We start from the raw sequence: 604 nt of genomic DNA, 5'->3' as shown, positions 1-604 counted from the left end.
GCCCGCGGCCCCTGCCCGTACGCGCCGTCGTGCGAGCCGTAAGGCCACCGCCCCCGCGGGCCCGCCGCAGGCGGAGGCCGCCGACGCGGACGCGTCGTCTGCGGCGGCCGCTGGTGGCAGTGGTGACGAGGCCACGGCCCCAGCCGCAGTCGCAGCCGATGCCCCGGCCGATGAGGCCCCGGCCGACGAGGCGCCGCGTACCCGTGCGCGTCGCCGTGCGACCCGTAAGACCACCGCTCCGGCGGGTGCGCCCGCGGAGGCGGAGGCCGTCGAGCCGACAGAGCCCGAGCAGGCCGAGGAGCCCGCCGCGGCTCCGGAGGCCGAAGCGGAGACCGTGCCCGCGGCGCCCGCCCGTACCCGTCGCCGTGCGAGCCGTAAGGCCACCGCCCCCGCCGGAACGCCCGCGGAGGCCGAGGCAGCCGAGGAGCCCGCCGCGGCTCCGGAGGCCGAAGCGGAGACCGTGCCCGCGGCGCCCGCCCGTACCCGTCGCCGTGCGAGCCGTAAGGCCACCGCCCCCGCCGGAACGCCCGCGGAGGCCGAGGCAGCCGAGGAGCCCGCCGCCGAGCAGCGGGGCGAGAGCGCCGAGGAGCCCGCCGGTGCGCAG

General features: G+C 81.1%; 1 pseudogene. It reads left to right on the top strand.

Annotated features, from left to right (window positions below):
• Positions 1-604, top strand: a pseudogene (locus tag KN815_RS49580) (ribonuclease E/G); the annotation flags it as partial.

Source organism: Streptomyces niphimycinicus (assembly GCF_018883605.1).
GTDB lineage: Bacteria > Actinomycetota > Actinomycetes > Streptomycetales > Streptomycetaceae > Streptomyces > Streptomyces niphimycinicus.
Note: the sequence above shows the minus strand (reverse complement) of the source record. Positions and strands in the feature narration are given on the sequence as shown.